The 21,530-nt window shown below is 52.9% G+C and carries 19 protein-coding genes; 6 read left to right on the top strand and 13 right to left on the bottom strand.

Annotated features, from left to right (window positions below):
- Window positions 1–40: 40 nt before the first annotated feature.
- From FD744_RS19750 to FD744_RS19740, 3 genes are all read left to right on the top strand, one after another.
- Window positions 41–1,312 (top strand): Glu/Leu/Phe/Val dehydrogenase, encoded by a 1,272-nt coding sequence (locus FD744_RS19750; RefSeq protein WP_160869066.1) that lies wholly within the window; start codon window positions 41–43, stop codon window positions 1,310–1,312.
- A 403-nt stretch (window positions 1,313–1,715) separates the two neighbouring features.
- Window positions 1,716–2,360 carry an Abi family protein gene (locus FD744_RS19745; RefSeq protein WP_160869065.1) on the top strand — a complete coding sequence of 215 codons (645 nt, stop codon included), beginning with the start codon at window positions 1,716–1,718 and terminating at the stop codon, window positions 2,358–2,360.
- A gap of 801 nt (window positions 2,361–3,161) precedes the next feature.
- Window positions 3,162–4,277 (top strand): metallophosphoesterase, encoded by a 1,116-nt coding sequence (locus tag FD744_RS19740; protein ID WP_160869091.1) that lies wholly within the window; start codon window positions 3,162–3,164, stop codon window positions 4,275–4,277.
- A gap of 241 nt (window positions 4,278–4,518) precedes the next feature.
- On the opposite strand, the gene FD744_RS19735 is transcribed toward FD744_RS19740, so the two are convergent.
- The gene (locus FD744_RS19735; RefSeq protein ID WP_160869064.1) at window positions 4,519–5,289 is read right to left on the bottom strand and encodes an arylamine N-acetyltransferase; all 771 of its coding nucleotides are present in this window, start codon (window positions 5,287–5,289) and stop codon (window positions 4,519–4,521) included.
- Between the two features lie 36 nt (window positions 5,290–5,325).
- Here FD744_RS19735 and FD744_RS19730 point away from each other — a divergent pair, with 36 nt between their 5' ends.
- On the top strand, window positions 5,326–6,798 hold the full coding sequence (locus FD744_RS19730) for a PLP-dependent aminotransferase family protein (protein ID WP_160869063.1): 1,473 nt from the start codon (window positions 5,326–5,328) through the stop codon (window positions 6,796–6,798).
- A 174-nt stretch (window positions 6,799–6,972) separates the two neighbouring features.
- On the opposite strand, the gene FD744_RS19725 is transcribed toward FD744_RS19730, so the two are convergent.
- Entirely contained in the window at window positions 6,973–8,064 is a 1,092-nt protein-coding gene (locus FD744_RS19725) for an NADH:flavin oxidoreductase/NADH oxidase (RefSeq protein WP_034830824.1), read from the bottom strand.
- A 431-nt stretch (window positions 8,065–8,495) separates the two neighbouring features.
- On the opposite strand from FD744_RS19725, the gene FD744_RS19720 reads away from it, so the two are divergent.
- Window positions 8,496–9,692 (top strand): MFS transporter, encoded by a 1,197-nt coding sequence (locus FD744_RS19720; protein WP_230599251.1) that lies wholly within the window; start codon window positions 8,496–8,498, stop codon window positions 9,690–9,692.
- 72 nt (window positions 9,693–9,764) lie between these two features.
- Here FD744_RS19720 and FD744_RS19715 read toward each other — a convergent pair whose 3' ends face one another.
- The gene (locus FD744_RS19715) at window positions 9,765–10,676 is read right to left on the bottom strand and encodes a LysR family transcriptional regulator (RefSeq protein ID WP_160869062.1); all 912 of its coding nucleotides are present in this window, start codon (window positions 10,674–10,676) and stop codon (window positions 9,765–9,767) included.
- A gap of 216 nt (window positions 10,677–10,892) precedes the next feature.
- Here FD744_RS19715 and FD744_RS19710 point away from each other — a divergent pair, with 216 nt between their 5' ends.
- Window positions 10,893–11,063: a DUF2256 domain-containing protein gene (locus FD744_RS19710; RefSeq protein WP_072017069.1), complete on the top strand. Its 171-nt coding sequence runs from the start codon at window positions 10,893–10,895 to the stop codon at window positions 11,061–11,063.
- A gap of 14 nt (window positions 11,064–11,077) precedes the next feature.
- On the opposite strand, the gene FD744_RS19705 is transcribed toward FD744_RS19710, so the two are convergent.
- The 10 genes from FD744_RS19705 to FD744_RS19660 all read right to left on the bottom strand — a co-directional run bounded on the left by FD744_RS19705 (window position 11,078) and on the right by FD744_RS19660 (window position 21,460).
- Window positions 11,078–12,529: a sugar porter family MFS transporter gene (locus tag FD744_RS19705; RefSeq protein WP_160869061.1), complete on the bottom strand. Its 1,452-nt coding sequence runs from the start codon at window positions 12,527–12,529 to the stop codon at window positions 11,078–11,080.
- 261 nt (window positions 12,530–12,790) lie between these two features.
- Complete coding sequence (locus FD744_RS19700) at window positions 12,791–13,378, bottom strand: pyridoxamine 5'-phosphate oxidase family protein (RefSeq protein ID WP_237449429.1); 588 nt, start codon at window positions 13,376–13,378, stop codon at window positions 12,791–12,793.
- A 178-nt stretch (window positions 13,379–13,556) separates the two neighbouring features.
- Window positions 13,557–15,767 (bottom strand): ferric-rhodotorulic acid/ferric-coprogen receptor FhuE, encoded by a 2,211-nt coding sequence (fhuE, locus tag FD744_RS19695; RefSeq protein WP_202403606.1) that lies wholly within the window; start codon window positions 15,765–15,767, stop codon window positions 13,557–13,559.
- 795 nt (window positions 15,768–16,562) lie between these two features.
- Entirely contained in the window at window positions 16,563–16,763 is a 201-nt protein-coding gene (locus FD744_RS19690) for an Lrp/AsnC ligand binding domain-containing protein (protein ID WP_286158807.1), read from the bottom strand.
- 192 nt (window positions 16,764–16,955) lie between these two features.
- The gene (locus FD744_RS19685) at window positions 16,956–17,333 is read right to left on the bottom strand and encodes a type II toxin-antitoxin system VapC family toxin (protein ID WP_160869060.1); all 378 of its coding nucleotides are present in this window, start codon (window positions 17,331–17,333) and stop codon (window positions 16,956–16,958) included.
- Window positions 17,333–17,536: a type II toxin-antitoxin system VapB family antitoxin gene (locus tag FD744_RS19680; protein ID WP_034830833.1), complete on the bottom strand. Its 204-nt coding sequence runs from the start codon at window positions 17,534–17,536 to the stop codon at window positions 17,333–17,335. The genes FD744_RS19685 and FD744_RS19680 overlap by 1 nt, the downstream gene beginning before the upstream one ends.
- A 347-nt stretch (window positions 17,537–17,883) precedes the next feature.
- Window positions 17,884–18,960 carry an oxidoreductase gene (locus FD744_RS19675; protein ID WP_160869059.1) on the bottom strand — a complete coding sequence of 359 codons (1,077 nt, stop codon included), beginning with the start codon at window positions 18,958–18,960 and terminating at the stop codon, window positions 17,884–17,886.
- An 18-nt stretch (window positions 18,961–18,978) separates the two neighbouring features.
- The gene (locus tag FD744_RS19670; RefSeq protein ID WP_160869058.1) at window positions 18,979–19,722 is read right to left on the bottom strand and encodes a DeoR/GlpR family DNA-binding transcription regulator; all 744 of its coding nucleotides are present in this window, start codon (window positions 19,720–19,722) and stop codon (window positions 18,979–18,981) included.
- 270 nt (window positions 19,723–19,992) lie between these two features.
- The gene (locus tag FD744_RS19665) at window positions 19,993–20,967 is read right to left on the bottom strand and encodes a zinc-binding dehydrogenase (RefSeq protein ID WP_160869057.1); all 975 of its coding nucleotides are present in this window, start codon (window positions 20,965–20,967) and stop codon (window positions 19,993–19,995) included.
- The gene (locus FD744_RS19660; RefSeq protein ID WP_160869056.1) at window positions 20,960–21,460 is read right to left on the bottom strand and encodes a lactoylglutathione lyase family protein; all 501 of its coding nucleotides are present in this window, start codon (window positions 21,458–21,460) and stop codon (window positions 20,960–20,962) included. The genes FD744_RS19665 and FD744_RS19660 overlap by 8 nt, the downstream gene beginning before the upstream one ends.
- Window positions 21,461–21,530: the final 70 nt, after the last annotated feature.

The raw sequence follows: 21,530 nt of genomic DNA, 5'->3' as shown, positions 1-21,530 counted from the left end.
TTTAGGTGGCAGCGCCTGCGCGGTGCAAAAAGGTGAAATGATGACAGCGCTTTCCTATGTATCAGAAGATAAACACTCTCCCTGGGCGACCTATCTGGCGCAGGTCGATCGCGTCCTTCCCTATCTGGGCGAACTTTCACGCTGGGCGGATACGCTGCGCCATCCTAAGCGTGCACTGATTGTCGATATCCCGCTGGAGATGGATGATGGCAGCGTCAGGCATTTCGAAGGCTACCGCGTGCAGCACAACCTATCGCGCGGGCCGGGTAAAGGAGGCGTGCGTTTTCACCCGGACGTCACGCTGGAAGAAGTGATGGCGCTTTCAGCCTGGATGACGGTGAAATGTGCGGCGATCAATCTGCCGTTTGGTGGCGCGAAAGGCGGTATCCGCGTCGATCCGCGAGAGCTATCCAAAAAGGAACTGGAGCGACTGACGCGCCGCTATACCAGCGAGATTGGCAGCATCATTGGACCGCAGCAGGATATTCCGGCACCGGACGTCGGCACCAATCCGCAGGTGATGGCATGGATGATGGATACCTGGTCGATGAATGTCGGCATGACCAGTACCGGTGTGGTGACCGGCAAACCGATTCATCTCGGCGGGTCGTTAGGTCGTGTGAAGGCTACGGGGCGCGGCGTGTTTGTCACCGGAAAAGTCACGGCGCAGCGGATCGGCCTGGAACTGGAAAACGCACGCGTGGCGGTGCAGGGCTTCGGTAATGTCGGCAGCGTGGCCGCCGAACTGTTTTCGCAGTCTGGTGCTAAGGTCGTCACGGTGCAGGATCACAGCGCCACGCTGCATCATTCAGCCGGCATTGATGTGGCGGCACTGATTCGCTGGCAACAGCAGCACGGCAGCATCGCCGGGTTTCATGGCGCAACGGCGATCAGCCACGAGGCCTTTTGGGAACAGGGATGCGATATCCTGATCCCCGCCGCGCTGGAAGGGCAAATTACCGCAGAGCGCGCGCGAAAACTGGTGTGCCGTATGGTGCTGGAAGGTGCCAACGGCCCGACATTGCCCGAAGCGGACGACATCCTGACCCAGCGCAACATCACGGTGGTGCCCGATGTGATTTGCAACGCCGGTGGCGTCACCGTCAGTTACTTCGAGTGGGTGCAGGATTTTTCCAGCTTCTTCTGGAGCGAAGATGAAATTAACGCCCGACTAGACAAAATCATGGAGCAGGCGCTGCTCGCGATCTGGCAAAAATCGGAACAGCTGGCAGTAAGTTTGCGAACGGCGGCTTATGCCGTGGCTTGTGAGCGGATTTTGACGGCAAGGAAGGAGCGTGGATTGTATCCGTGAGGGCAGTCTCAGCTTTTAAATAGCGTGGGGGGAAGTGTTTTTCATCTGCTTTGTAGGGCTTCAACGCAGAATTTTGGACGAATCCTGACAATGGATGACGGCCGAATTCACTATTCGGCGGTTTTCTACTGCCTATATATTGTTAATAATCGATGGTGGTTATTCGTTAACAAAAGATCGGCTGACTCAATGCCCTGAAAAATTCGGAATCTATTAAAAATTTCTAATCAGCGATTCTAAACAACAAAACCGCCAAATGGCGGTTTTGTCTGAGTTAGGTGGTCCTGTTAAACAGGACCAAAGCGAACCTGGTGTCGTCACCGGTATGATGTCCGGGAGAGGACGCGAGCCAGGGCTGCGACACGATTATAACTATCCTTCAGGGAAAATAAAGGGACATGTCATGAACTGGAAGGATCTGGAAAAACATTTTTCAATCGCTCGCCTGGGCCGATATCAGACCGCGCGCGGCGGTGACCTAGCAGGTGCAGCATTGGACTATGCGTTCAATCTACGACTGGCTGAGTCAATGATGCCTGTTCTTAATACTCTTGAGATTGCTCTACGCAACGGAATCCATAGGCGACTTAGTGCACGCTACATGAGACCCGATTGGTGGGAAGAATGGAAAAGCGATCCAATTTTTAAATGGCAAAATAATGAAATAGCCAAAGCCATTGCCAAACTCAACCGTCGCCATGAGTCGCGGACTCCTGATAAGGTAATAGCAGAGCTGACATTTGGTTTCTGGAGTTCGCTGTTTAATACGCAATTCCAGGATGTATTGTGGAAAGAACTAAGACTGGTTTTTGCTCGCTGCCCCAAACCCTTACGTCAACGACACAATGTGTCTGCCGCCCTCAACCAGATACGTGACCTACGTAATAGAATTTTTCACCATGAGCCGCTTCTTTGGCTCAAGCCGCCATTGACTGAACAGCATGCCGCTGGGATAAAAATCATCAACTGGATTGAGCCTGAACTCGCGAAATGGCTGGCTGAGTTGGATCGCATGATGGAGGTCTGGATCAGCTGGCGGAAGGCCTGAAGGGCATACCATGGACCACATTGATGCCGCATCATCGGCGGTCACCGCGTTGAGCTGTTGCCAACGCAGCCAGATCGCTAAGGGTTCACGAATTTTACGGTGATCATCAATCACCAGAATCCTGATGGGTAAGGCGTTAACTAGTCCTGAACGAGATGACCAAAATTCTGGAATGACTCTTCCACTAAAATATTGACGTGACAGAACACTTCATACTCTGACTGTCGGTCATAACGGAAAAAGCGTGAGATCACAACTCCCCGGAAAGAACTGAGCGCCTCGTTCTCTTCTGGATTTCCACCAATTTCTACGTAATCACCTACTGAAGGAATAAACATCACCGGTGTTTCTTCCCCAGAGGTCTGAATGACACTGCCTGCCGGGGTCGGGGTTTATTCACCACGTCGCTTGTTCTGAAAATCGATGCTGTACGTTATTTCCAATTTTACCTCTGGAAGCCATCCGTTCGAATCGTCCACGCGGACTATACAAGCTTTGGAAGAAGACAATATCAGAGATAATATTCAGGAAGAAATAGTGAGAAGTGCGATTTAGTCCAATGAGTTTTTAAAGGATTTTGTGAAGCAATATTTATCATCAGATAAGCCAAGCGCTATTTAGCATCATTATTTCTCAAAATAACAAGCTGCATGAATCAAAGCCGAACGCTAACTGTCGTATCAGGATAGCGGCCAAACAAACCTTTTCTATCCACTTAATTCAAGCTATAAACAGTCATAACGTCATCATCATAATTTAATTTTGCGCGGATTCAGCGCTTATCTACCAGGGAAGAGAGTGATGTTTCATCTGATTTTTAGCATACCGAGTTGGTATGTTATCGCACGATTCGTTTTCCCATTAGCCATGCCGTTAGTGTTGAAGATCATCCTATCTTTGGTGGTTTTACTGGCTTCTCAATATCTATTAATTAGCCGATTTACCCCGGGCGGCATTTTCTCACCTGAAATGCCACGAGCCGTCACCATCCTGTTCAGCTGGGCCTTTGGCACAGTGCTACTGCTCGCGTTCACTCAAATATTGATTGATGTGGTGACACTCATTTCCCTGCTGCTGCGGCACCCGCTGCAGATGACACCAGGCATACGATATGGCGCTGCGCTTTTAATCATGGTAGTGGCGGCTGTGGGCGTCCATCAGGCCATACGCGTCCCCGCCGTAAAAGAGGTGACGATAAAAATCGATAATCTGCCGCGCGAGTTTGAAGGCTACCAGCTGCTTCAGCTCACCGACCTGCATATCACCAAAGTGTTCAACGCCGCATGGACCACCGCCATGGTGAAAAAGGCCATGACGCTGAATGCTGACCTGATCCTGGTAACGGGCGATGTCATAGATGGCACCCTGGAAAATCGCAGAAATGACGTGGAGCCGCTGCGAGGGTTACATGCGCCGGACGGCGTTTATGCCATCACTGGCAACCATGAGTATTTCTTTGAACAGCAACGCTGGACCGAACATCTTGCAGCGTTAGGACTGCAACCTTTGCTCAACAGCCATACCCTCATTAAACGCGGCAACGCGGAGCTAGCGATCGCCGGTCTGCCCGATGTTTCAGCCTCCCGCAGAGATGCCACTGGCCCTAACCTTGAGCTGGCGCTGGAGGGTGTTCCTGCTGACGCTCCGGTAATCTTGATGGATCATCAACCGCGCAATGCGCGCCAGAACGCAACGCACAAAGTCGATTTGCAGCTATCTGGTCACACCCACGGCGGACTGATCGTCGGTTTTGACCGCTTGTTTGCGAAACCCAACGCGGGCTTTGTCTCAGGACTTTATGATGTGGATGGCATGCAACTCTATGTGAATAACGGCACTGCGCTCTGGCCAGGCATGGCAATACGACTGGGACGTCCCTCGGAACTGACGCGGATTACGTTGCAGCGGAAAGAGTGAAGTCTTGAGTCATATCTTCTAAAAAACTTTGAGAAGAATGTGCATAGCCATGAGCCTGTTATGTGAGGCTCATGGCTTGTATTGAGCCAACAAGGACTAAAAACGTTTAATCATATGGAAATCAAAAATTTCGTTGGAGCCATAACCATCGTCAAAATATGCTCAGTTAAGGCCGCACAAAGGTTCTGGCTTATTAGGATATTCATCCCCCAAAATTTCCTGCCTCGTTCTTTTGACGTTCCTATGTACGGCTAACTAACCCAAAGCGGCTTTGCAGCACAGCATCAATTTCATCTTCCGCCAGTTGCTGCTTTTCCACGCCATTCGCCGTCACCGTTTTCAACATATCTCCTAGCAGGATCATCCGTCCCTCCGGACAATGCTGCACAATGAGTCGTTTCTGCACAAAAATCGCATCAGGATGGGTCGAGTTGAGATAATTCGCCGGGGCAAAGTCAATCCACTCTTGCGGTGACAGGTCAAAGCCGTATTGGTTACACCACTCCCCTTCTACCTTCGCCTGCAGCAGATACTCGCCATGCGCGTCACAGGTGAGTTTGAACGTATCGAAATCCTGTTTAATATCGTTATTGAGCTGATCTAAGGCTATGGGTGCGCGGATGCCGTAGCTACCAAACCCGAGATCGCACAGCCACTGGCGGCCATCAACTTCAGCAATGATTGCCATGTGGGTTTTGGGACGGCGCACCGGATAGAACATCGGCCTTGCTGCCACAAAACGGTAGGGAATACCTAACGCTTCCAGCGCCATGGCGAACAGCCCGTTGACCTCATAACAGTAGCCCCCTCGCCCCTGATGCAGAATCTTGTCACTGATCTCTTCAGGCACCAGCGAAACAACTTTTCCTGCCTGAACGTCGAGATTCTCAAACGGCACGGAGAAAAGTTGATGACGCATAATGGCGTGCAGCGTGGCGGAATCGGCGGCTACAGGGCCGGTGTAATTGATGCGGCGGAAATAGCGGGAAAGGTCGAAGTTATTGCTGTGCATAGTGCCTCCTTGTCTGGTTCATGCCCGACACTATAGATGGCACTCATCATCGTCTGTATAGTCAGATTTATCGAAAATCAGACTGCACAGATCGACATGTCCGTCCTGCCATTATCGTCCCCACATTACCGCCGCATTGCTGAGAGTCTGCGACACACCCTCGCCTCCGGTGCGCTGCGACCCGGCGATCGGATGATCTCCGCACGCAAACTGGCCGAACGCGAACAGGTAAGTCTGCCAACCGCTCTGGAAGCCCTGCGTTGTCTGGAAGCGGAAGGATTGATTATTGCGCGTCCGCGCTCAGGCTACTTCGTCACTCCGCGAAACACCGAACGGCAAATACCGCCTGCGCTGTCGGGCCCCGTGCCCGTGACCTTGTCAGCTGTTGCGCGTTCACTGTTCAGTAGTGCAGAAAGCCGTTTGATACCGCTCGGCGCTGCGCTGCCCGATCCCCACTGGTTGCCGACGGAGACACTCCAGCGGGCACTGCAATCGGCTGGTCGCCGTCTGGATGCGCATGGCCAAAGCTATAGCCTGCCACCGGGCCGGGCCGACCTGCGCAATAAGATAGCCACACGTGCCGCGCAATGGGGCGCACGCTTTAGCGCAGACGACCTTGTTATTACCGCTGGGGCGACCCAGGCGCTGCGTCTGGCACTGCGCGCCGTGTGTCAGCCTGGCGATGCCGTCGCGATTGAGCAACCCGCCTACTTCGGCACGCTCCTGCTGCTGAAGGATTTGGGCCTGAAGGCACTGCAAATCCCCACAGATCCCATTGAAGGATTGCTGCTGGCACCGCTCGCTGACGCCATTAATCGGCATCGACCCGCTGCCGTACTGGCCTCGCCTACCGTGCAAAACCCGCTTGGCGCCAGTATGCCGGTCGCGCGCAAGCAGGAGCTTGTCGCATTGCTTGAACGTGCAGGCATCCCGTTAATTGAGGACGATGTGTATGGCGATCTGGCTGGCGATGGGCAGCGACCTCCCGCCTGCAAGGCCTTTGATCAGCGTGGCAATGTGATTTACTGCAGTTCATTATCCAAGACTCTCGCACCGGGCTGGCGAATTGGCTGGATTGCCGCCGGCCGCTATCACCCCCAGGTTTTGCAGGCGCGCATGGCGGGCGACTGGGCGGGCGCGCCGTTACTTGAAACCGCCGCCAGCGACGTACTGGCCAGTGGGGACTACGAACGGCACCTGCGGCGTTTGAAGGTTCGCGTTGAGAAAGGTGTGCGAGCCGTCATCGCACGGGTTGAAGCGAGTTTCCCGCTTGGCACATGCGTTACTGCACCGGAAGCCGGTTTTTTGCTGTGGGTTGAACTTCCGCATCCGATCAATGCGCTGGAAGTGCATCGTCGCGCGCTGGCGCTGGGCATTGGGGTTAGCCCCGGACCACTGTTTTCACCGGGAGCGGAGTTACAGAACTTCCTGCGGTTAAATTGTGCCAACGAACCGACGGCACAGCTGCTCAATGCCGTGGACCAGATTGGGCGATTTGTGATGAATTGATGGCCTGAGTTTTATATGGCGCATTAGAAATAAATACCGGGCCTTCTGGCCCGGTTCATATCAGAACTCGACGCGTGCCCCAAAGTTAAAACATCGTCCTTCCAGCATCGTCGGCTGGTTGTAGAACATTTTATAAATCGGGTCACTCCAGCAGAGCCGCCAGGCTAATTAAAATTAAACCAACGTGCCCTTCACACCATGCGGTTCAGAACGCAAATACTGTGACGGAACCTTGACCTGCGCATTCAACGCGGCAGCAGCCTGCCATGGCCAGTGCGGGTTGTAGAGCACAGCACGCCCCAGCGCGACCAGATCCGCGTCCCCCTGCTCCACCACCGCTTCTGCCTGCTGCGGATCGGTAATCAAGCCCACGCCGATAACCGGAATTTTCACCTGCTGGCGGATATCGCGTGCGAACGGCAACTGATAACCCGGCCCCACAGTGATGGATTGCTGTGGCGATAGCCCACCGCTCGACACATGCACATAATCACAGCCCTGGGCTTCCAGTTGCTGGCTAAACACAATGGATTGCTCAACATCCCAGCCGCCTTCAACCCAATCGCTGGCAGAGAGACGCACGCCAACCGGAATCGAAGCTGGCACAGCAGCACGTACCGCCGCAAACACCTTTAGTGGGAAACGTAAACGATTCTCCAGCGAACCACCGTATTGGTCCTGACGTTGATTGCTCAGCGGTGACAGGAACTGGTGCAGCAGATAACCGTGTGCCGCGTGGATTTCAATCAGCTCAATACCCAGACGTACCGCACGCTGCGCGCTATCCACAAATGCCTGTTTGATGCGCGCCAGCCCCGCTTCATCCAATGCGGTCGGTGCATGATCCTGCTCTGCAAAGCTGAGCGCTGAAGGAGCCACCGTTTGCCAGCCACCTTCACTCTCCGGCAGTTGATGCCCTCCCTGCCATGGCGCACGGCATGAGGCTTTACGCCCTGCGTGGCCCAGCTGGATACCCAGACGGATGGGTGACCAGGCGCGAATGTCAGACAGCACGCTGTGTAACGCGGCTTCGGTCTTGTCATCCCACAGCCCGAGATCTCCCGGCGAGATGCGGCCTGCCGCTTCAACGGCGGTGGCTTCCAGAATCAGCAATCCTGCGCCAGAAAGCGCCAGTGAACCTAAATGGATGCGGTGCCAGCTGCTGGCGCATCCGGCATCGGCGGAGTATTGGCACATCGGGGCGATCACGATGCGGTTCTCCAGCTCAAGCTCTCCAATCTTTGCGACACTAAATAGTTGACTCATCTTTATCCCTTAACGTTGGTAGCAGCAGTGCTGCAGAGGTTTCACCTAACTTAACACTGTTCTGACATCGGGACAGCGTCAGGGTTGAATAGCCCAACTCACTGAGATGCCGGGCTTAACACCTATAGAGGCCGCGACCAGACACTTGGTCTTTATTACTCAGTCGTGTTGTGACTATTCCTGGACTTTGCTGAGGCAGATGCCCATTCCCCCGCAACGTTGCTCCATAATCGTCCATCGCCTCTTATCGGCAACCAACCTCACCTGCTCCCTATTGACGAATTTATGTCTCCACTTCTCCGCGCATAGTGATATTTCCGCATTTTTGAAATTCCGTAAGAATTCCCCTTCCTAAACGCCCCTCAAGAATATTCACAGTGGATATTTTGCGCGGCGATCTTCACCTGCTTAATAACAACCTGAACATAGGTATGACAATGCAAAACAAGGGTTCACTCCTTTTACTGACGCTGTCCGTTGCCGTTTTTGGCGTCATCACCACGGAAATTGGCATCATCGGTTTACTGCCCAAACTCATCTCACAGCTACACGTCACGGCAACGCAGGTCGGGTATCTGGTGAGCATCTATGCGGTAATTGTGGCCATCACCGGACCGTTCATCACGCTACTGCTTTCGGGTTTGAACAAGAAAACGGTGCTGCTGGCAATCCTGCTGGTGTTTGTGGTTTCGAACCTGATATACGCCACCACCGACGTTTTCAACACCATGCTGATTTTCCGCATTTTGCCTGCGCTCACGCATGCGGTGTTCTTCTCTGTTGCGCTGGTAGTCGCCACCCAGTCCGTTCCGAAAGAGAAAAGCGCGGGGGCGGCAGCTAAAATTTTTGCGGGTGTGGCGATCGGGCTGGTGCTCGGCGTACCACTGAATACGCTGCTGGCTGAACATGTTTCGCTGGCTGCAGCCTTCTGGTTTGCGGCGGTGGCTTGCTTTATTGCGTTTCTTGGCATTCTGTTGTTCGTTCCTTCCCTGCCTGCAAAAGAAAAGGTCTCCTTTGCCAGCCAACTCAGCGTGCTGCGTAACGGCAAGCTGTGGCTGACCATCATCACCGTGACCATGATCTTTGCGGCGATGTTCTCCAGTTTTAGCTACGTGGCGGATTACCTTGCTGGCATCACGCATCTGAACAACAACACTATCAGTGGATTGTTGCTGGTATTTGGCATATGCGGCTTCATTGGTAACTTCGTGTTCAGCACTTTCCTGCAGAAAAACGTAGTGAAAACCACCCACCTCTATCCGCTGTTATTCGCGCTGGTACTGGTGCTGATCTGGATTACCGGCAGCTCCTCACTGGCCATGTGCCTGTTAACTGTTTTCTGGGGCGCATTCCACTCCTCCGGGCTGGTGATTAGCCAGACATGGCTGATGCGTGAAGCCAGCCGGGCACCCGAATTTGCCAACAGTCTTTACATGTCGTTTTCCAATCTCGGCATCACCATTGGTTCACTGGCTGGCGGCTGGTTTATTGCCGAGTTTGGCACACGCTCGGTGGTATTGAGCAGCATCATTTTTGCCGTGCTGGCGTTTATCAGCATCTTCATAAAACAGCGTGCTGACAATGCAGGTCACCGTTCCGGAACCTTACGCTCAGTTAGACAAAGTTAAGTAACAAGCTGCCATTAGGTCGACAAAATTTCGCCTCCGATCGGGGGCGAAATTGTTTTCTCTCATGCTGACTCAGTCCAGCAATCCCTCTTCCGCTGCCTTAACCAGCGTATCCACCATAAAGCGGATTTTAGGCAGCAGCTGACGGCTTTTCGGCCATAAGGCACTCACCGGCATTTCCCCTCCTGCATGTCCACTCAGCACTTCAACCAGTTCCCCACTAGCAAGATATTTCCCGACCAGCCACAACGGCAGCTGAGACAATCCGCACCCGGCGAGCACAGCCGCCAGCATCGCATCACCATCGGCAAATTCATGCGTCGCCGGCGGCGTAAAGCGCGTGACTTGCCCCAGGCTGTTTTTCAGCAGCCAGATTTTCGGTTCATTGCGACGAAGGCCAACGATACATTGGTGGTGACTCATATCAGCGGGTTCAGCAGGCACACCAGAACGTTGCAGGTAATCATGAGAGGCACAAATAACCAGCTTCTGGGTTGTCAGACGCCGTCCTATCAGCCCGCTACTGTCAGCCAGTTCACCAATACGGACCACCAGGTCAACCCCCTCTTCTATCGGATCGACAAATCGCTCACTGAACGTCACGGTCATGGAGAGTTCCGGATACTGACGGAGCGTGCGCAGCAGATGAGGTAGGATGCGCTGCCTGCCAAACGCGGCAGGCAGATCTATCCTTAACCGTCCGGAAGGTTCCGCAATATGCGATGTCAGCTCAGCCTCTGCCTGCTCCAGAATCTCGATGGCGCTCTGACTGCTCGCCAGGAATCGTTCGCCATCCGGTGTCAGACTAAGACGTCGGGTCGAACGCAGGAACAGCTCAACGCCAAGTCGCGCCTCAAGTCGGCCGACACTTTTAGCCACAGCTGATTTGGTGAGCCCCAGACGTTCGGCGGCAGCGGTGAAACTGCCGTGCTGGGCCGTCGCCACGAACGCCGTTATCCCCCCAAGATGGTCTGTTTTACGCATGGAATGAGTTCCTGAATGATGGGCTGGCTTTCGCCTTGAAAAGAGATAGTTAGAGACGCGACGGGTTTTTATTGTGGAATAAATGTATTCAATGGAGGGTTTGAATACCAGTTAATTGCGCAAATTGGTCATGTTCTACAATCACTATTAAGGTAAACGCAGTGAGAACTGATTTAACTGGTCGATGCTGAATCACTTCGTCGCAGGCAACACAATATGAAAGACTTCAAAGGAAACAAAAAATCCCTGCCCGTCCGCTACTGCAAGCAGTGTCATAAACCGATGACCTGGCGTAAAAAGTGGGAAAATTGCTGGGATGAAGTGCAGTACTGCTCGGAACGCTGCCGCCGTGCAGCCAAGAGCCACACGGTCGGCAGCGGGTCATAATACGATTTCAACCACTACGCTGAAGCCGCCGTTTCAGTCGTGCTCTCGCCAAAATGTTCACGCATGTGCGATTCGATCTCTTCCAGCGATTTACCACGGGTCTCCGGCAACATCACCGCGACAAACACCAGCGATGCCACGTTGATGGCGGCAAAAATGAAGAATGTATTATTTCCCACCAGCGATAGCAACGGCGGGAAAGCCAACGCAACGATGGCGTTACATATCCACTGAAAAGCGACGGCTGAACCGGTCAATACGCCACGTACTTTCATCGGATACAGCTCAGACATCAGCAGCCAATACACGGGCGAAATACACATCTGCATAAAGAAGAGAAACACCAGGATGCAGGCCAGCGCCAGCAAGCTTTGCACTAAACTGTGCGGCATCAGTACCAGCACCGCTCCCAGCGCCAGCTGCATGGCGATCACCACCGATAACCCGGTGATCAGCATTGGGCGGCGACCAAAATGGCTGATCGCTTTGATGCCGGCAAAGGTCGCGATCACAGATACCACACCGTTGCCTATCGTGGCTGCGATCGACGCGCTGGTTCCCAGACCGGTACTTTTCAGAATGATGGGTGTGTAATACATAAAGGCATTCACGCCGGTGAATTGTGCAACGATCCCCATGCCACAGCCCAGCAGCAGCAATCGTACTATCCATTTTTCTTTCAGCAGTTCACGAGCGGGCGGCCCCTGACGGGCTTCGCGCGCGTTCTGGCGCATCTCCGCCATCTCTTTTTTAATTTCGCGCGGATTCTCACGCAATTTACGCAGAATACGTAACGCCTCGTTTATGCGCCCTTCGGCCACCATCCAGTGCGGTGAGGCCGGGACAAAAAAGGTGCCAATAAACAGCAGCACACCCGGGATCATCGCCAGCGACAACATATAACGCCACATGCTCGGATCGTGCAGTAACAGACTCATCGCCGCACTGACGATGTAAGCCAGCAACTGGCCTGACACAATCATCAGCTCATTACGGCTAACCAGCGGCGCACGATGTTTCGGACCCGCAATCTCAGCGATAAACACCGGAACCGTGGAGGATCCGCCCCCCACGGCGAATCCGAGGATAAATCGCATCACCACCATGATCTCAAGATTCGGCGCGATGGTGGTGCCTAATGCACCAGCAACGAATAGCACGGCCAGACTGCGCAGCGTGATTCGGCGGCCAAAGCGATCAGAGACAAACCCGCTAACAAAGGCCCCAAACGCTGAACCGAATGTGAGCGCAGAAGTGACCAGCCCTTCGGTAAAGGGGGTGAGGTCAAGTCCGCCCTGCGAGGTCGGTAAAGTCATATAGGGCAGCGCCCCGGAAATGATACCCGTGTCATACCCGAACGCCAGCGCGCCCATGGTGGCGACTAACACCACAAAGAACAGACGTTGCTGCACGGTTAAATTGAGCGAGCCGCCATCATCCGATGGGGGCGGAGAAGAATTTTGCATTTGAGCTTCCATGGGTTGCTAAAAACACAGCTAACACTGTGTAAAGAACGGTATGAGTATAGTCAGGATTTGAAAAATGAGATCTGAGTCACGGTATTGCGTTGGGTCTGAGAGGTTTGTACAGAAGACATTTTTTGATTTTCGAATTCATATCGTGGGTTAACCCTCGCCAGCATCCACATCGCCCACAACCTGTTATTTGCGGTGCACAGATAATAAAGCGAGGCTGTTATTACGAGGGAATGGAAGGATGCAGAATCTTCAAGGGTTAATCCAGGTGGATGAAGTCAGACTTCCCGTTGCGGAATAAGTCAGTCGCGCCCTGCGATTATTGTCGCGCTCAAGGCGAAACCAGTCGAGCGACTCAGCCTGAAAAACCAACACACCAAAATGGCGCTGACCACCTTCCCCGCTCTCCTCACTTTCAGCATGCTGGGTTTGATCGTGCGGAAACAACCATTCTTCTCCCGGCGGCCCGCCTGAATAACTCCTGCGCGTCCAGACTGGCAACCCTTGCCACGTTTGCCCGGCGAGAGCGCTTGCCGGTTCATATCGTTTGAACCCCCCCTGCAAACGTAACTGCAGGCGTGATTGCGAGCAAAATCCCAATACCGTTGCAGCGGGGTTGAGGGCTAATTCCTGCCATTTTGCACTGCGGATATCGGTGTGAAACTCCAAAAGCCGCCGGGCACTGTCCGTTCGCCTTAACACCATCATGCGAGCCTGTGGTTTTAATTCAGTATTGATGGTGCAGACGTTCAGATAACGAAACCCGGCGTGAGGGTCGTTTGCTGCGTCATTCAGTTCCTGCCAGGCCATGGCATCAATATGTTCAGATTCTGGTGTCAAAAATTACGCCCTCAATGTAACGAATGACGTTAAGTATAGAGACTTGTGATTATTCATTGAGGTGTTGCGGGATTAACTTTACCTGAAGGGTGTGACGCTGGAACCTCCGCACACAAGGCGTGAAGGTTCCAGCAATCAGATGATGACAGGGCCTTTCTCCGTGGAGAATTCAGCCAAATCAGAATCGGTAGTTCGCGGAGATAGACAGGTTACGCGGTTCGCCGTACACGGTGTTTCTGCCAACATCGATGTTATACGTCTTGTCGAACAGGTTGTTCAGGTTGGCCTGCACAGAGAGCTGTTTGGTGACCTGATAGCGTCCGAACAGATCCACCAGCGCGTAGCTGCCCTGCTCTGCATACAGCGTTGAGGTTCCGCCTGGGCCCGCTACGTTATCCCAGGTGTGCGTCTGCCAGTTCACGCCGCCGCCCACAGTCAGGTCCTGCAGCATCGGCAGGCGATAGCTGGTGAACAGTTTCAGTGAAGTACGCGGCTGCGTTGGGTTCAGCGCGGCATCTTCGCCATCTTTCGCCACATAGCGCGTTGCACCGAAGGTCATCTGCAGGTTATCGGTCACCGCACCGTTGATTTCGAATTCAACACCTTTACTCACCGTGCCTTTCTGCTCGTAGTAAGCGTAATCGGTACTGCCTGGCACCAGCGCATAATCCGTCGCGCCAAGGTGATCCTGCTCGATACGGAACACCGCCAGCGATGCGGTGATGCGGCTGTTCATCCAGTCGCCTTTGATCCCGGTTTCATAGCTTTTACCGGTGACAGGAGAGAGATAAGCACCCTGCGCATTACGATAGGTCTGCGGTTTGAAAATAGAGGTATAGCTGGCGTAGGCGGAATAGGTATCGTTGATGTCATACACCAGGCCTGCATACGGCGTGATGTTGTTCTTCTCCATATTCTGCGTCAGCGTGTTGGCGTTGTATTGCGTATAACGCGCGCCAAGGATCAGATGCAGCGGATCGGCCAGTGAAATGCGCGTCGCTAAGTAAGCGGATTTCTGACGGATCACATTATCCTGTGACAGCGCCTGGTCGTCCCAATCCGGTTCTGGATAATTACCCCAGTCATTGAAGTCACCCACGTCTGCCGAGGTGAAGCTGGTGGAGGCACTGACGTAGCGATCGTGCTGGCGGATATAAGTGACACCCGCCATTAACTCATGCTGGCGACCAAACAGCTCATACGGACCGGTGACATAGGCGTCTGCGGTATCTTCTTTGCGTTTTGCGGTGTTGTAGCCGGTGCCGCCTAACAAGTCATAGCCCTCATAGGGGCCAATGCCGATACCGGTCGATTTATCAAAGTAACCGTCGATATACAGCAACTTACTGTCCATAGTGGCTTCAGTATGCGAGCCGCTCAGGTTGAGCTCCCAGCCGTTATTAAACGTCTGCTTCAGGCTGGCGAACACCTTTTTGGAATCGCTGTTGTTGTAGGCCCAATCTGGTGCGAGGTTGGTACTGCGAGAGTAGTTGGTTTTGCTGCCGTCGAGATAGAAAGTCGGCAAGCCGCCCCAGGTCGCACCTTGTATGTTGGTTTCCTGGTAATCATACCCCAGTGTCAGCGTGGTGGAATCGGTGAGATCGGCCGCGACGGTGCCATACAGGAATTTCTTCTGCGTATGGTAGTGATCCAGCCAGCTGTCGCCATCCTGATAGCCCGCCACCACGCGTCCGCGCACATTGCCGGACTCGGTCAATGGACCGGAAAGATCGGCAACGTAACGTTGGGTATCCCAGCTGCCGTAGCTGGCTGACAGATTACCCTGAAACGTTTTGCTGTCTGCCTGCTTGTGCACCATGTTCACTGACGCTGCCGGGCTGCCCGCGCCGGTCATCAGACCCGTCGCACCGCGTACCACTTCAACGCGGTCATAAACTGCGGTATCTGACAGGGTATCACCCAGATTCCAGGCGCTATCAATCAGTGCTGGCAAGCCATCGATCTGGTAGTTATCGATCATAAAACCGCGTGAGTAAAAATTGCTGCGGTTAGCGCCAGAGTTGAACTGACTGATGCCGGTGGTGTTGGTTAAGACGTCAGTTAACGTCTCCAGCTTCTGATCCTGCATACGCTGTTTGGTGATGACAGAAACAGACTGCGGCGTGTCACGCGCGGTCAGCGCTAATTTAGTGGCGGCGCGCGTAACCGGGACGTTGTAGTCCGTGTCCTGGCTGCTATTGATGCTACCGGCTGCCGCCGTGACTTCCAGCGTTTGCTCTTTAGTGGTGGTCTCCGCAGCGGAAACTTTCGGGCTGTGTAATGCAGTCGCGATAACCAAGGCCAGTAAAGAGATCATCGGCAGCGTTTGGCTCACACCGATATTATTATTTGCCTTTAATAGCCTGGCTTGACGTGAAGAACGAGACATTATCATCCTTTGAGATTTTTTATTAATGAGATGACTGGTGGGTGTTCAGATGCGCAAACGCCCAACTCCGTCAAAATGAGAGACAGAATTCCCTGTAAAACATATTTTCGAAACTGATTTAGTAGGAAGCGTTTTAGCGTGAAAGTGGTACGCAGCAACAGATTCCCCACTCGCCCAAGAAGGCGAATGAGAATTATAATTATTACAATTCACCGATCAAGTTATTTACGGTAATGACGAAAAATAAACAGAACTAACGATAAATTTATAACCTGAGGTGATAATCCCTGATGGACATAGTAAAAATAAATCGGTCTTAGCGTTGAAACTTATTAAATTTCTTTGCTGTCTCAAATATTGAAACATCTTAGCAACCAATCAACAGACATTTATTGAGGATGGGTTTATGAAATAATTAATAACGAATTTATTTTCGCTTTTGCACTAATCTAAATTCCCAGACTTTAAATGGACAACCCAGACCTCAAGGCGTTTATTTGACTGAATCACTCCAATGATTCATTCCCTGATTCAATCCAGGCCCACACCGACAGTTTCATGATTGTTAAATAACCGCAAAACTAACCCACTAAACCCCCTCGAAGTGAAATCATAACGATATGATATGTAACAACATAAAACATGTCGTGATGACCTCGGGATTTAGAGGCAGGAACCTACACTGGCCAGTGATAGTTTTTCAGTTTCTGCGCACAATGCTTATTGCTGAGAAAGCAGCGCTGGACATCCTCAACGCTAGGTTGGGAAATGATGATTTAACGAAGGTGACGATCCCTACTTCCAGCTCGCAACACCATGGGCAATCACGTTAAGCGGCTCTCCACGCTGCGGATAAGGCTGGCGGAGAACGATACGGCTGGCGAATTTTTCAATGCCGATATCGTCCTCCATCAGGTCTTGAAACATCGATATGGTGGGTGCAATGATCTTGAGTAGGTAATCGTAACCGCCACTAGCGTTATAGCAATCCACTATCTCTTGGTGACTGCTCCTCGCCCTTTGGCCGGGGAACAGCCAACCAATGTGACATTGAATAACCCCAAACTAGCAGCGGTGAATATCGGAACGCGTTTGATTAGTGTTGGATATGATGATGTTGGCGACGGTGAAGGCGGGTTCATCTCGCTGTGATTGTGCGGGCGGGATAACTTAACGATGAAGTTAAGGTTAGTGAACAGGCTGAAAGCCTACATTAAGGTCATTGGCTAACTTGACGAGCCGTTTATCGAGCGTCCAGAGCATTGCTCCTGGGGTAATGAGAGCAGATGCAAGCAAGGTGATATCCACCAGGCCACACCCGTGTCCGTACAGCATTTTATTTTCAATAAATGCCATCACCTCACTCATGCTGGCTTGGTGGCATTGCGGTAACAAGATCAGGTCACGAAGTGTGCGCACGCGGGGCGCTGGCGGAGTGCCGCAGGCAAGTTCTCCAATAACCATTGGATGAATCAATACCTGGTCCCCGCTCAGTAACCGCACTAACTCTTCATTTCTGTTTTTGAAATGATCTACCCAGACAGATGTATCAACTAGAATGGACATTATGCAGACGGTTCCTCGCGACGGCGGGGAATGCTTTCCATTTCAGGCGCTGCGCCACCCAATGAAGCAAGGCGCTTTGCCGCTTGTACCCGAACAAACGTTTTCATCGCTTCACGGAAAATATCAGCCTTGTCCATATCTGGATCGGCCATATCCAGAGCCTGAGCATATAGCACATCATCAATTGTCACTGTAGTACGCATCTCGCCACCTCATATGATTCAAAAACTGATGTCATCATGCATCAAAATATGAATCAGGTCAATTTCTCACCTTGTTGATGACTCTGGTATGGAGCGTTGCAACTTCGAAGGCAATCATGGCCGTAGCTATACGTGCATTCTTGTCACCAAATTTCACTCTTCATGCCTAGGGTAAGAACACGCGAAAAGTTTCAGGACATCAAACGCGCCGCGCACGGAGGGGTGAGATTCCGACGCGGCATGATTAATTCCATGCACTAAAATCTGGCCAGAGGCGTTTTTATCCGCTGGCACGCTTGTGCCAGCAAATTAACGCCCGCCCGGATAACTTGAGCGCTACCAACCGGCTAACTCAGTTGATAAAACGCACCAGCTTCCGCTTCACTCAGCGCGAGTTTCTGCACCGTGCCCGTCTCTGATGAGCGCACTGCCGCTTCAATCACCGCCATGACGGCAATCGCCTGAGCGGGAGAAACTGGATTAGCCTGCTTGCCCGCCAGCGCATCTCGCACCTGGATATAGTACTGACGCTGGTCGCCTTTTGGCGTTTTGAGTGACGTGACCTGCAGATTGCTGTCAAACACCATCAAATCATCCTGATCTTCGCCCCAGGTCGCGGAACCCGGTTCGATGCCAGCAATCAGTTGCGCTTCCTGCTGGTCGGCTTTGGGTTTGACCACGCTGCCCTTATCTCCGTGAACGATAAAGCGTGACACGCCACCCGCGGCGAGCATGCTGGCATGCAGGATCACTTTATGCTCAGGGTAGCTAAGCGTGACGTGCGCCCAGTCATTGCTTTTACCGCCATGACGCAGTACGGCGATGTCACCAGAAACGGTTTCTGGCAGTCCGAAAAGTTGCAGAGCCTGATCGATGATATGAGGCCCAATGTCGAACCATAAGCCGCTACCAGGAATATCGTGTTCTCTCCAGCGGTCGCGCACTTCCGGGCGGAATCGGTCGATGTGAGACTCGAAATGTTTGACCTGACCGATCGCGCCAGAATCGATGACCTTTTTTACCCCCAGGTAATCGGTATCCCAGCGGCGGTTCTGAAATACTGAGAGCAGTAATGTCTTCTCGCTGGCCAGTGCCGCCAGTTCTCTGGCCTCTGCCAGATCCAGCGTAAAGGGTTTATCCACCACCACATGCTTACCGGCATTCAATGCCAGCTTCGCCAGGGGTGCATGAGTCGCATTGGGCGAGGCGATCACCACCAAATCGATATCAGCATGCTGGATGGCCGCTTCCGGGGAGTCGAGAACGATGACGTCAGGCAGGTCTTTTTTGACCTTCTCCTCACTGCCAGACGAAACAACATGCAGCTTCAAACCGGGAACAGATTGAATTAAAGGTGCATGAAATGTTTTACCGACAAATCCGTAGCCGATAAGGGCGACGCGAATCTCTTTCTGAATACTCATTTCTGACTCCTCTTGCCATTAAGAATGTGTGATGTTGACCTGTGTAGCGTCGGTGACGTCAAACTCGCTCCAGGGCGCATCAAGGAAAAGTTGATGGATATCGGTTAGCGGCGCGACCAGATAGGGTTCACAACGGTTGAGCTTCATATGATCGGCCACCACCCAGTGTTCGCTGCTTGCCGCCAGCATGGCGCGCTTCACTTCCGCATCCCCCTCCTGGCTGGCACTCAGTCCAAATCGGGCATGCAGCGCACAGGCCCCCAGAATGGCGATGTCGGCACGATACTTTTCAAGCAGAGATAGCGTGGCGCTGCCGGAAAACAGCCGTTGTTGCTTGTCCCATTTGCCGCCCAAAAGAATGAGTTCGACATCCGGCTTATCACTGAGGTGATGGGCGATATCCAGTGACGTGGTGATGACCGTTGCAGGGCCTTTTAGCAGAGTGGCGACCGCCAGTACCGTGCTGCCCGCATCCAGAAACAGCGTGGCGCCTGACGGTATTTTTTCCGCCACTCGCCTGCCAATTTCGATTTTGACGTCGGGAATCAGTGCGCTGCGCTGATGGCGATTCATCACTGACAAATCCAGCGCCACGGCTCCCCCATGGTTTTTCTGCGCCAGGCCCTGTTTTTCCAGATCGGCCAGGTCGCGACGCACGGTATCCGCCGAAACCTGCAACCTTTCAACAAGCTGCCCAATTCCCACCTGCCCTTGTTCAAGCAGCAATTCCATCAATAATTTTTGTCTGGCTGTTTTATGCATGTCGATGTCAAAACCGCAAAATATTGCAATATGCAGCAGAATACAGCATGACGGGTGCGGTGAATACCGCTTTCTGCGAGTGGATACAAGCAATGCATTACCTGAACTGAAGAACGGTGCCGAGATAGCACCCGACAGGGGGGATGTTAGGATGCTGCAATGGCTTCCACTGCTGTGAGAAATGATTAAAAACAATTAGCCGTGTTACGAGTGACATAATCCGGCTATCGATATTGTGCAGACAAGCGAGTGTGCTTTCGCTTTTCTCAACTAAAGCAGAATGACCTGCTTACCACTGAAATTGCGATGCTGCAGAGCCAGCAGTTGCGCCGGAAGCTGTTCCCATGCGAAGTGCAGCAAGAACTCGCTTTGCAGTGTGCCCTGCGCAATCTGCCTCAGCATCTGTTCTCCCTGCTGCGTGAGTCTTTGCCATTGCTGTGCATTACCATGCTGGTGCAGCGCGCCGAGCGCCACTTCATGCAACGACAACGCACGACCAAACGCCGGATTCGGCCACTCTTTCACCCGCCCCTGAATGCATACCAGATGCCCATTCGCCATCAGGTTATTCGCCAGAAGCGCTGCTTTTTCCGGGCTGACAGCATCGATAACAGCAAAGTAGCGCTCCTTCACGGCAGAAGCATCATGCTGCTCATCGCTGTAGCAGCGCTTCGCACCCAGCGCGTGCAGACGTGACCAGTGACGTTCACCGCTTAACGTCGTGACCTCAAAGCCACGTGCGTAGGCCAGCTGCACAAGAAAATGCCCGACCGATCCACCCGCTCCCGAAATCAAGAGTGGCGCGCCAGGCTCAACCGGGATCTTTTCAATTGCCTGCCAGGCGGTAAGTGTCGGGCAAGGGAAAGCGGCGGCGGTCGCGAAGTCGAGTCCATCCGGGATAGGCAGCAAAACCTGCGCGGCCAGCACGGTATACTCAGCGAAACTGCCATTGCGTTGTAAATTCTGATGGTAGGCAACGCGCCTGCCCAACCAGTGCTGGTCGACATCGGAGCCAACCGCGACCACCGTGCCCGCACCATCGACGCCAGGCACCCGATCCCTCTGGGTGTCGAGCACTTTCCAGTCAACCGGATTCAAACCTATCGCGGCATTCCTGACCAGCACTTCGCCCGGTTGCAGCGGTGACAAACTCAGGTAGCGTTCCTGCAGTGCCAGCGGGTTATCGCCACCCTGCCACACCCACCCTCGCCAGTCGGCGGGAAGGGTCATTTCCTGCTCAGACATACGCACCTGCAGAATAGGTCAGCTCGTAACTGTGGCTGTAAATTTCGATGATGTTGCCGAATGGATCTTCCATATAGACCATGCGATATGGTTTTTCCCCAGGGAAATACTCACGTACCGGCATACGTTGCTTACCACCCGCTGCAACAATCTTCTCCGCCAGACCTTCCACATCAGGATCCTGCACGCAGAAATGGAATACGCCGGTTTTCCAGTATTCAAAGTTATTGTCGGGTTTTGCTGCCGCCTTGAATTCAAAGATTTCAACACCGACGCGGTCGCCTGTGGAAAGGTGGGCGATGCGAAACTTCTCCCATCCCTTGCCGAAAACTTCACTGCACATCACACCGATGGCGGATTCATCTTCTGCAATCTGCGTAGGCGGCATGATCAGATACCAGCCCATCACTTCGGTGTAAAACTTCACGGCGGCATCAAGGTCTGTCACCGAGAGGCCAATATGGGAAAAGGTGCGCGGATAGGGAGTTGTCATGATCAATCTCATAAGATGAAAAGATCTACAGGCTACGTAACTGTCGTTATAATGAAAACAGACGATCAAT

This window comes from Pantoea sp. Taur (genome assembly GCF_009830025.1).
GTDB classification, from domain to species: Bacteria; Pseudomonadota; Gammaproteobacteria; order Enterobacterales; family Enterobacteriaceae; genus Pantoea; species Pantoea communis.
Note: the sequence above shows the minus strand (reverse complement) of the source record. Positions and strands in the feature narration are given on the sequence as shown.

Bases quoted from the DNA above. Each gene is read 5' to 3' on its own strand.
- FD744_RS19730 (WP_160869063.1), top strand. From the start codon at position 5,326: ATGGCACTCATCATCGTCTGTATAGTCAGATTTATCGAAAATCAGACT.
- FD744_RS19745 (WP_160869065.1), top strand. From the start codon at position 1,716: ATGAACTGGAAGGATCTGGAAAAACATTTTTCAATCGCTCGCCTGGGC.
- FD744_RS19710 (WP_072017069.1), top strand. From the start codon at position 10,893: ATGAAAGACTTCAAAGGAAACAAAAAATCCCTGCCCGTCCGCTACTGC.
- FD744_RS19705 (WP_160869061.1), bottom strand. From the start codon at position 12,529: ATGCAAAATTCTTCTCCGCCCCCATCGGATGATGGCGGCTCGCTCAAT.
- FD744_RS19665 (WP_160869057.1), bottom strand. From the start codon at position 20,967: ATGTCTGAGCAGGAAATGACCCTTCCCGCCGACTGGCGAGGGTGGGTG.
- FD744_RS19685 (WP_160869060.1), bottom strand. From the start codon at position 17,333: ATGTCCATTCTAGTTGATACATCTGTCTGGGTAGATCATTTCAAAAAC.
- FD744_RS19740 (WP_160869091.1), top strand. From the start codon at position 3,162: ATGTTTCATCTGATTTTTAGCATACCGAGTTGGTATGTTATCGCACGA.
- FD744_RS19670 (WP_160869058.1), bottom strand. From the start codon at position 19,722: ATGCATAAAACAGCCAGACAAAAATTATTGATGGAATTGCTGCTTGAA.
- FD744_RS19660 (WP_160869056.1), bottom strand. From the start codon at position 21,460: ATGACAACTCCCTATCCGCGCACCTTTTCCCATATTGGCCTCTCGGTG.
- FD744_RS19750 (WP_160869066.1), top strand. From the start codon at position 41: ATGACAGCGCTTTCCTATGTATCAGAAGATAAACACTCTCCCTGGGCG.
- FD744_RS19715 (WP_160869062.1), bottom strand. From the start codon at position 10,676: ATGCGTAAAACAGACCATCTTGGGGGGATAACGGCGTTCGTGGCGACG.
- FD744_RS19675 (WP_160869059.1), bottom strand. From the start codon at position 18,960: ATGAGTATTCAGAAAGAGATTCGCGTCGCCCTTATCGGCTACGGATTT.
- FD744_RS19680 (WP_034830833.1), bottom strand. From the start codon at position 17,536: ATGCGTACTACAGTGACAATTGATGATGTGCTATATGCTCAGGCTCTG.
- FD744_RS19735 (WP_160869064.1), bottom strand. From the start codon at position 5,289: ATGCACAGCAATAACTTCGACCTTTCCCGCTATTTCCGCCGCATCAAT.
- FD744_RS19725 (WP_034830824.1), bottom strand. From the start codon at position 8,064: ATGAGTCAACTATTTAGTGTCGCAAAGATTGGAGAGCTTGAGCTGGAG.
- fhuE (WP_202403606.1), bottom strand. From the start codon at position 15,767: ATGTCTCGTTCTTCACGTCAAGCCAGGCTATTAAAGGCAAATAATAAT.
- FD744_RS19720 (WP_230599251.1), top strand. From the start codon at position 8,496: ATGACAATGCAAAACAAGGGTTCACTCCTTTTACTGACGCTGTCCGTT.